The sequence below is a fragment of the Pseudomonas edaphica genome (assembly GCF_005863185.1).
Lineage (GTDB): Bacteria > Pseudomonadota > Gammaproteobacteria > Pseudomonadales > Pseudomonadaceae > Aquipseudomonas > Aquipseudomonas edaphica.
The window spans coordinates 1-8,085 of sequence record NZ_VBVZ01000270.1 but is presented as its reverse complement, the minus strand read 5'-3'; the positions used below and the strand labels follow the sequence as shown (position 1 = coordinate 8,085).

General features: G+C 54.8%; 10 protein-coding genes and 3 pseudogenes. 5 read left to right on the top strand and 8 right to left on the bottom strand.

Going from position 1 to position 8,085, the window contains the following annotated elements:
* Together FEM54_RS18110 and FEM54_RS18105 are read right to left on the bottom strand one after the other, a co-directional pair.
* Positions 1 to 418, bottom strand: a pseudogene (locus tag FEM54_RS18110) (SDR family oxidoreductase); the annotation flags it as partial.
* 81 nt (positions 419 to 499) lie between these two features.
* Positions 500 to 1,261, bottom strand: coding sequence for an OBAP family protein (locus FEM54_RS18105; protein ID WP_138452278.1), 762 nt, complete (start codon positions 1,259 to 1,261; stop codon positions 500 to 502).
* Between the two features lie 186 nt (positions 1,262 to 1,447).
* Between FEM54_RS18105 and FEM54_RS18100 the strand changes: the two genes are divergently transcribed.
* Positions 1,448 to 1,948 (top strand): CinA family protein, encoded by a 501-nt coding sequence (locus FEM54_RS18100; RefSeq protein ID WP_138452275.1) that lies wholly within the window; start codon positions 1,448 to 1,450, stop codon positions 1,946 to 1,948.
* Here the strand turns inward: FEM54_RS18100 and FEM54_RS18095 are convergent.
* Both FEM54_RS18095 and FEM54_RS18090 read right to left on the bottom strand, forming a co-directional pair.
* Positions 1,945 to 2,475, bottom strand: coding sequence for a cupin (locus FEM54_RS18095; RefSeq protein WP_240792768.1), 531 nt, complete (start codon positions 2,473 to 2,475; stop codon positions 1,945 to 1,947). The two genes, FEM54_RS18100 and FEM54_RS18095, sit on opposite strands and share 4 nt — an antisense overlap.
* Positions 2,476 to 2,500: 25 nt before the next feature.
* Positions 2,501 to 2,938 carry a hypothetical protein gene (locus FEM54_RS18090; RefSeq protein WP_138452273.1) on the bottom strand — a complete coding sequence of 146 codons (438 nt, stop codon included), beginning with the start codon at positions 2,936 to 2,938 and terminating at the stop codon, positions 2,501 to 2,503.
* A gap of 269 nt (positions 2,939 to 3,207) precedes the next feature.
* On the opposite strand from FEM54_RS18090, the gene FEM54_RS18085 reads away from it, so the two are divergent.
* The gene (locus FEM54_RS18085; protein WP_138452271.1) at positions 3,208 to 3,450 is read left to right on the top strand and encodes a hypothetical protein; all 243 of its coding nucleotides are present in this window, start codon (positions 3,208 to 3,210) and stop codon (positions 3,448 to 3,450) included.
* Positions 3,451 to 3,785: 335 nt separating this feature from the next.
* Here the strand turns inward: FEM54_RS18085 and FEM54_RS18075 are convergent, their stop codons facing one another.
* Positions 3,786 to 4,040 (bottom strand): hypothetical protein, encoded by a 255-nt coding sequence (locus FEM54_RS18075; protein ID WP_045792168.1) that lies wholly within the window; start codon positions 4,038 to 4,040, stop codon positions 3,786 to 3,788.
* 191 nt (positions 4,041 to 4,231) lie between these two features.
* Here FEM54_RS18075 and FEM54_RS18070 point away from each other — a divergent pair, with 191 nt between their 5' ends.
* Both FEM54_RS18070 and FEM54_RS18065 read left to right on the top strand, forming a co-directional pair.
* The gene (locus FEM54_RS18070; RefSeq protein WP_138452268.1) at positions 4,232 to 4,942 is read left to right on the top strand and encodes a glycosyltransferase family 2 protein; all 711 of its coding nucleotides are present in this window, start codon (positions 4,232 to 4,234) and stop codon (positions 4,940 to 4,942) included.
* Positions 4,943 to 4,946: 4 nt separating this feature from the next.
* Positions 4,947 to 5,195, top strand: coding sequence for a hypothetical protein (locus tag FEM54_RS18065; protein ID WP_074854427.1), 249 nt, complete (start codon positions 4,947 to 4,949; stop codon positions 5,193 to 5,195).
* Positions 5,196 to 5,202: 7 nt separating this feature from the next.
* On the opposite strand, the pseudogene FEM54_RS35150 reads toward FEM54_RS18065, so the two are convergent.
* Positions 5,203 to 5,313 (bottom strand): annotated as a pseudogene (locus FEM54_RS35150) (hypothetical protein); the annotation flags it as partial.
* Between FEM54_RS35150 and FEM54_RS18060 the strand changes: the two are divergent.
* Positions 5,311 to 5,694, top strand: a pseudogene (locus FEM54_RS18060) (zinc-binding dehydrogenase); the annotation flags it as partial. The pseudogenes FEM54_RS35150 and FEM54_RS18060 overlap by 3 nt on opposite strands.
* 158 nt (positions 5,695 to 5,852) lie before the next feature.
* Here the strand turns inward: FEM54_RS18060 and FEM54_RS18055 are convergent.
* Together FEM54_RS18055 and tnpC are read right to left on the bottom strand one after the other, a co-directional pair.
* A complete protein-coding gene (locus FEM54_RS18055; RefSeq protein WP_138452266.1) occupies positions 5,853 to 6,614 on the bottom strand; it encodes an SDR family NAD(P)-dependent oxidoreductase in 762 nt (253 codons plus the stop codon).
* Positions 6,615 to 6,685: 71 nt separating this feature from the next.
* The coding region (gene tnpC / locus FEM54_RS18050; RefSeq protein ID WP_138452263.1) for an IS66 family transposase at positions 6,686 to 8,085 on the bottom strand (1,400 nt) is incomplete at its 5' end.

Genomic DNA, 8,085 nt, shown 5'->3' with positions numbered 1-8,085 from the left:
TACTTTGTTCTGCGAATGCGTGAGCAGCAGCACGACCTATGCCGCTTGAGGCGCCGGTGATTACCACCGTTTTGCCGTGTAACTGGCCATTGTTTTTTCCCATTACAGGCGCGCGTGCATGCATATCCTCGGGCACATGAACAGGTATCGGATGGAGTTTCAAACGGGCACCGTCGGCCAGTACGAGGGTAAGGTTTTCAATCGTGCCAGCGACACGGTCGGGGAATACCGGGTCGCCTAAGGCGTCGAGCTCGTCGTAAATAAATGTCTGGCCCTCCAGCCACCCGACAGCCGTCAAGAGTTCAGGACCCAGGTAATATTTTCCATCCAGGAAAAAACCGCAAAAGCTCCTTGTTCGCTCTAGGCTCTCCACTGCGTATCGTTCGCCAGGACTCATTCCGGTTGCTGAATCAATCATCATGACATCCTCCTATCTCTGGTCTTGCGATAGAGAAGGGCTAGCAAATGATCGTTCAATCCAATTGACTGAATGGTGCGTTCAGTGCTGATGGGCCGTTACAGTCGGATCGGTGATCTGAATAACGGAGCCCTGTTGCCATGCGTCCGCACCCGGTGCGATGGGTGGCGCAACTATATCGATGCGTGTCTTCTTCTTTTCGGTGCTGTCGATACCCATCCGCTTATCTCGCTCGGCGACCATCCCAGGGTCGGCCTGGCCATCGGTGGTAAACCCCATCATCAGTTGCGGCGCACCCAGCGGCAGGCGTTTGTTGAGATCGGTATGCCAGGTATGCCAAGTCTTACCGTAGGTATGCACCAGTTTTTCCATCAACGCGTGCTCCGCCACTTCGGGGATTCCCGGCGCGACCAGTTGTCCTGATTTCACTTCGTGCACGTGGCTGTGCCACAGCGCCTTTTCAGGGGTAGGCAGTGTGGTGAATAACTGCTCGCTGATGATGTATTCCACGCCCATCAACTTTGCATCCTTGCGATTGCCGTCGTAGATCACGCATTGAATCACCTCTTCATTGAGAATCGCGCAGTAGTGATGCGCTTCCATCTGTACCTCAGGATGGCCGTTATAAAAGTGAAAACCGTCCAGATAGGCGTTCAATGCATCAACAGGCGGACGAGATTGGAGCAAGGCTGCACCGGCTTCCAGGGTTCGGGTAGATGGAGCAGTGGGTTTACCGGGTGCCCCCACGTTCGAGGGAGAATCATTGCCAGCGCAGGCGCTTAACAGGGTAAAGGTTGCCGCCAAGGAGCATGACTTGGCCATTCTGGCTGTCTTAGTAATCATTGCCGTAGGTTCCATCCTCTTGCCTTCTCTCAAGCTGAATTCGTGAACGTCAGGTCAACTCTGTAGACGTTGGAAATCCTGACACCGTGCACGTTCAAAACACTTTCACTTGAACGTTGATTGATCTGAAAGGTCGTTTTTTGGAACGGATGATAGCGCAATCGCTCGCGCGCAGGAGCAATTATCATGTTAGTCGCCACTTCTATCGTGGAGTACCTCAAACGCAATCGACTGGTCATTGCGACGGCCGAGTCTTGTACCGCGGGAAAAATTATCACATTGCTTTCCGAGGTCGACGGAGGGGGGGCATGTATTGAGAGTGGTTATGTTGTCTACTCGCCAGAAGCGAAGCAGCGACTACTAAAAGTACGCGCGTACACCATAAATACTTTTAATCTCACGAGTCGTGAGGTTGCTCGGGAGATGGTTCTCGGGGCGCTGGACGATAGCTCGGCAAATGTAGCCATCGCGACCACAGGCATACTCGGTCCTGATGTGGTCGATGGAATACCTCCTGGAACTGTGTGTTTTGCCTGGGCCTATCGAGTAGGGCGAGGTCTGAGCGTGTTCAGTCGAAAGGAACGCTTCATGGGATCGCGCGAGGAGGTCCAATTGGCGGCATCCCTCCATGCCCTGAAATCATTGCCGCATTTTCACCAGCTAGCCATGGCGGGAGAGGGCGCTTAGCGATCTCTGACCCACAGCCTGCGAAAAACACGTTGATCGCCCGTTACTGGCCCCTCATCAGGAAATGGTAGCCGTTCGATATTTCTCAATTGTGCCGGGGTGGGCGCCTCGCGGCAGATATCCGCATGCTGGCCTGGCGGATAGGCGCCTACTACGAGGAAGTCTTTACTGGCGCTCAGACTGCAATGTCCGGTGCCTGCCGGCAACAGCAACACATCGCCTGTACTCACGTTCAGAACCTGCCCGTGCTCGCCACCTAGCATCAGCTGAGCATGGCCGCTTGCGACACCCAGCACTTCGTGCCCCTGTGTATGGTAATGATGATAGTTGTAGATGCGATCACGCCACTGAGGTGGCCAACCTTGGCTGGCGAACATTGCTTCAAAGAGTGCCGCAGGGTCGTCGAAGGGCTTGGACAGTGCCTCTGAATAAAAAAGTACGGGCAGGTCTGGGTTATTGGGCACCATATCACCGCGCTTAAACATAAGCGGTATTGGCGCAGTTGTACCATTCTCAAAGCCGTTCATATGGGATGCGCCATTTGAAATCCGGTTATTGAGCTGACTGCCACGTCCACTGCCCGCCGTCTTTCTCACAATCGATTTTGGCTTGCTTAAGGTCCTGTGCGGCGTAGTGATAGGTCACCACCCCAGCGTTGCTGGGAAGCATCGCGCCCGCGTGGCCAGGAACTTTGGCGGTTGCATGAGGATTCGCAAGTGCCTCCTGTGTGAGTGTTGCCTTGCAACTGGCCGTATAGTCGCCGGCGCATTGAGCGATCTTGGTTTTTTTTGTGTTCATCATGTCCTTGTTTTCGTTGCTGCACGACCAATCGATAGCGTCGGAAGGCACGCCTTCGTACGTGTAGCAGGTGTGCTGTTCAACCACGGGTACTTGATCGCTCTGAGAGTGCGTGTAGACATCACACGCCGCAGCCAAGGCGTTTGAAAAGGTAAAGCACAACATCAAAAACATGGGTAGACGCAGGTTCATAATTGTCATCTCCACGCAGCGTTCACACTTTCGGATTCAATTGAATCGACTCATCTAGGAGCAAATTCTTTTCTCTTCACAAGTGGGAGGGTGCAACGGTAGATAAAGTTTTAACGCTCTGCATATCCCTCGACGAGTGGCGTGCAGCGCTATCCACCAATGCTGAAGAGGGGGGCTTTGGGGTGATTGTGTTTGAACATTCAGGTCGGCGACGCTCTCACATAGAAATAGGCGAAAAGACAAACCCTGCTCCAAACAGGATGAGCATTATGAGCTACTTACCCCAACGACCCGAGCTCAAAGCTTGGTACAAGTCGTTGAACGACTACGAGTACCGCGCCAATTCTCCGGATGCTTACCACAGTGCTCTGCTGGACGGTGCCAAAGCGCTCTTAAGCGGCGGTGTCATTGATTGGGACCAATGTGAGGAACTCAAAAAGCTGGCTGATTCGGCGCATGCCCAGGCCGTGCTGGAAGCCAAAGCCCATCTGAAGCGTGACCCCTCGGCGTAACAGCAGCGGCAGGCGCAATTTCCAACTTCTCCGCCATCACGACTAAGTTATGGGTCGACGTCCAACAGCAGCTCCCCATTGGGAAGTTTTTCAGTGTGGTGCACGACCCCACGGTAGGAGCCGCCCTCCCATTCGAAGGTAAGTGTGTGGGCGTGTTGTAGCTCGCTAGGCCACGGCAGTGCGAGTTGCAGCTGTAATCCAGACGCTTTGCGCATTATGCGTGCTCTACACTCGCTTGCGAGGGGATTCACTCCGAACAGCGTGTCCACTAGGTATTCAATTTTGATTGAATGCATCGTCGCTTCAGTAGAGTCCGGCATATGAATTCCTGTTTATTACCCCACAGATGAACGCCTGGAAGACTGTCTCGATATGACCATTTCTTCCAGTATTTCCCGTATGAGCCTATTGATTCCTGATTCCCCGTGATAGTGGGCGCGATTGATATTGGCGATGGTGAACTGATCAGCATCGTGCGCCGTCACGGTCACCGAAAGGCTGCCGTCGGGATTGAATGCACAGTGAACTGCGCAGTTAGGAAGGCGAGCGGAAAGGGCTGCTTCAACCTCCACTTTGGTTAGCGTGTCCATCAGTTCTCCGGATTAAAAGCCTAAACACGACAAGGCTAGTTCAGAATGCCGCGGCGTAAATACTGGCAGGATAATGGCGCTCCGAAACGTTCCTTTAGATGGAGCTGCTCTCGCTACGATAGATTCTTTAAACCTTCCTTATCAGGGCGGTGTCGATTGCTGGGCACACGTCGCGAGGTAAGGGAGAGAAAATGATAGGGATCGTGATACCTGCTCATAACGAAGAACGCTATATCAGCCAATGCCTTGAGTCCGTACTCCTCGCGGTTGAACACCCGTCGCTAAAAGATCAGTTAGTCGAGATACTTGTCGTCTTGGACGACTGCTCAGATAGCACGGAGGCAATGGTCGCGGCGATGGGCATACAGTCGATTGGTGTCTCCTTTCAAAACGTGGGTAAGACGAGAGCTGTAGGTGCTGAGCAGTTACTGAAAGCTGGTGCACGGTGGCTTGCTTTCACGGATGCCGATACCGTTGTACCGCCCGATTGGCTAGCGCGTCAGATTGAGTTTGACGCTGACGCGGTGTGTGGAACAGTTGAGGTCGACAGCTGGAGAGAATACGGCGAGGCGGTTCGCACTCAATACCTGGCGTTGTACCAGTTCATCGAGAACCATCGCCATATCCATGGGGCCAATCTCGGCCTGAGTGCCGAGGCTTATCAGAACGCTGGTGGGTTCAAGCATTTGATGGCACACGAGGATGTTCAACTGGTTGCAGACCTTGAGAGGATAGGAGCACGTATTGTCTGGACAGCCACTAATCCTGTGGTCACCAGTGCACGCCGGGACTACAAGTGCCGGGGTGGATTTGGAGATTATCTGGCTTCCCTTATGCCTCCCAATACCGACATAGGTGTCGAGCCGTCCATGAGTTCAGACTCTGGCCTCGGGGTTGGGTGACCTGGTGGATCTGATTGATTGGGTGCAATGGCCCGCCATGGTAGTGACTGTCATATCAGCTTGGTTTATCGGTTCTCAACAACCGCGCCGGCGCATGATTGCCTTTTGGGGGTTTATCCTCAGCAATGCGCTATGGGTTATCTGGGGATGGCACACAAATGCGTTCGGATTGATTGCACTCGAGTGCATTTTGCTTGGCATGAATGCTCGTGGGTTCAGGAAAAATCAGCACAGTAGCCAGGCCTCCGAATAAATCGCTCCTACTGATTCTGAAAGTTCTTTTTAAACCCACGTAGGTTCATCGAGCAAAGACAGATCTGCAGCACGATCAGTGCGTAGGCCTCCGCATAAGCCCCCCAAATGACCTGAAGGTGTTCGTGGTCGACAATCATCCCGACCGTTTAAAGCTCGCCGCTCAGATGGGTGCTACGCCCATCAACTCGCTTGAGAAAGAGGCGGTGGACCAAATATTAAATCTGACTCACGGCAAAGGCACCGATCGAGGCTGTGAGTGTGTTGGTTATCAATGCTGCGACCGCCACGGTCATGAAGCCAATCACCTCACTATGAATAACCTTGTTGCCTCGATAAAAGCGACGGGGGGTATCGGAGTCGTTGGTGTGTTTGTACCGCAGGATCCCGGCGCTAAAAATGAACTAGCCAAAGAAGGCAAGATGGCCTTCGATTTCGGCGCTTTCTGGTTCAAGGGGCAGCAGATTCGTAAGCGAACGGCGAACACACCTTGCGTAAATTGGGCTGGCGTCCACTGATGCGGGAGTAGCTGCTCAGTATCCGTCCGGTAAACTCATCTATCCCGCCCTGCAAAGCTATCGTATCTGGCCGGCTTTCTAGCTTGTCGGCAAAACAAAAAGTAGCTTGTCTTCTCGCCGCCCCTGCGCAGAACGCTAAACTAAGTCAGATTTAACCCGCCGTCTGACAGGAGTATCTCACCGGTTAAGTAGTCCGAATCAACCAGCATTACAACAGCGTTGGCAATGTCGTCTGGGCTAGCGGCCCTGCGCATAGGGGCGCGAGTTCGCCACAACTCCTGGGCGTGTGTCCACTCTGCGGTTAGAGGCGTGTCGACCAAGCCAGGCGCCACAGCATTTACGCGAATATCCGGCCCAAGTGAAACCGCGAGCAAGCGGGTCATGTGATTGAGCGCAGCTTTGCTCACCGCGTAGGGAATGGATGCGCCCTTAGGACGGACACCCGCATGCGAACTGATGTTTACGACGCAGCCTGCTCGACGGTAACGGGCGGCATCGCGCAATGCCGATTCGGCCAATGCGACGAGGTGAAACGGCGCCACTACATTGATTTCGTTAAGTTCGTTCCACACCGCCGAAGTGACCGAGGCCAGATCACTGTGCGGAATAACTCTGCTGATACCGGCGTTATTGACCAATACGTCCAGCTGACCCCACGCGGCGATTGATTCGTTAACAAGCCTGACCCTGTCAGCTTCAAAAGCCAGATCGGCTTGCACGTAGATAGCCTGTTTCATTTCGGCAGCCATAGCGCGACCCGTATCCGCAGAGTTTCGCGAATGGAGTACCATCGCATAGCCTAGCCGGCTCAGTGTACGTGCAATGGCTGCGCCGATACCGGAGGTGGATCCTGTAACCAAGGCGACGCGCAATACGTTATCGATTGGCGGACTGGGTTTCATATGAAAACCTTGAGTGGGTTGCTAGAGAATCACCACCGTAGCACCGTGGGTCGTCGTAGTGGGAATCGTGATTAAGCCGGCTGCCACTTATGTGGAAGGAGCTGTTCGATTTCACTTGCCCGATGTGTCGGCATGCGCGTGAGCACATCTTTCAGATAGGCGTACGGATCATGACCATTCAGCCGCGTAGACTGGATCAAGCTCATAATCGCCGCAGCCCGTTTTCCACTGCGTAGCGAGCCGGCGAAGAGCCAGTTCTTGCGTCCAAGAGCCCATGGCCGGATCTGGTTTTCCGCCCAACTATTATCAATGGGGACAGCCCCGTCATCGAGGTGGCGCGACAGCGCAACCCAGCGTTTGAGGCTGTAATCCAGAGCTTTGGCCGTGGCCGAACCCTCGGGCACAAGTTCACGCTGAGCCAGCATCCACTCATGCAGCTTTTCAGCGATGGGCACGGCTGTTTCCTGGCGAAATCGCCAGCGATCTTCGTCGCTCATTTCCTTGGCGTTTCGCTCGACTTCGTACAGCCAGCCAATCGAGTGAAGCGCCTGCTCTGCCAACTGGCTTTTATTGGCTACATGCAGGTCGAAGAACTTACGGCGCGCGCGAGCCATGCAGCCGATTTCGGTGATGCCCAGCTCGAAACTGGCCTTGTAGCCTGCGAAGTCGTCACAGACCAGCTTGCCGTTCCACGTGCCCAGGAAGTTACGCGCATGTTCGCCGGCACGGCTGGGGCTGAAGTCGTAGACCACGGCCTTGAGTGCCGAAAATGGCGTAGAGCTATAGGCCCAGACGTAAGCGCGGTGGGTTTTCTTCTCACCAGGCGCCAGCATTTGTACCGGCGTTTCATCGGCGTGAACCACGCGCTGGGCCAGCACTGCTTCGCGCAGCGCATCGACCAGCGGCTGAAGCTGCACGCCGGTTTGGCCCACCCACTGCGCCAGTGTCGAGTGGGGAATAGCCAGGCCGGCACGGCCGAAGATCTTTTCCTGTCGATACAGCGGCAGGTGGTCGGCGAACTTGGCCACCATCACGTGCGCCAGCAGGCCGGCAGTGGGGATGCCCTTGTCGATCACCTGCGCCGGCACCGGGGCCTGGATCAAAGTTTCGCACTGCCGACACGCCCATTTCCCTCGAATGTGCTGTTCGACGGTAAACACACCCGGCGTGTAGTCCAGCTTCTCGCTGACGTCTTCACCGATGCGCTGAAGCTGGCAGCCGCACGCGCACTGGATGTTGTCCGGCTCGTGATGGATCACAGTGCGTGGGAACTGCGGCGGCAGCGGCGCACGCTTGGGTTGCTGGCGTGGTTCTGTCTGTACGGGCGCTGGATGAAGGGCTTTTAACTCGGCCTCGATGGCTTCAAGATCGGTATTGAGCAGGTCATCAAACAAGCTGCCTTGCGCCGGGCTAATCTGCTCGCTGCGCTTGGCGAACTTGTGACGTTTAAGGATGGCGATCTCGTGAGTGA

Bases quoted from the DNA above. Each gene is read 5' to 3' on its own strand.
- FEM54_RS18105 (WP_138452278.1), bottom strand. From the start codon at position 1,261: ATGATTACTAAGACAGCCAGAATGGCCAAGTCATGCTCCTTGGCGGCA.
- FEM54_RS18100 (WP_138452275.1), top strand. From the start codon at position 1,448: ATGTTAGTCGCCACTTCTATCGTGGAGTACCTCAAACGCAATCGACTG.
- FEM54_RS18095 (WP_240792768.1), bottom strand. From the start codon at position 2,475: ATGAACGGCTTTGAGAATGGTACAACTGCGCCAATACCGCTTATGTTT.
- FEM54_RS18090 (WP_138452273.1), bottom strand. From the start codon at position 2,938: ATGAACCTGCGTCTACCCATGTTTTTGATGTTGTGCTTTACCTTTTCA.
- FEM54_RS18085 (WP_138452271.1), top strand. From the start codon at position 3,208: ATGAGCTACTTACCCCAACGACCCGAGCTCAAAGCTTGGTACAAGTCG.
- FEM54_RS18075 (WP_045792168.1), bottom strand. From the start codon at position 4,040: ATGGACACGCTAACCAAAGTGGAGGTTGAAGCAGCCCTTTCCGCTCGC.
- FEM54_RS18070 (WP_138452268.1), top strand. From the start codon at position 4,232: ATGATAGGGATCGTGATACCTGCTCATAACGAAGAACGCTATATCAGC.
- FEM54_RS18055 (WP_138452266.1), bottom strand. From the start codon at position 6,614: ATGAAACCCAGTCCGCCAATCGATAACGTATTGCGCGTCGCCTTGGTT.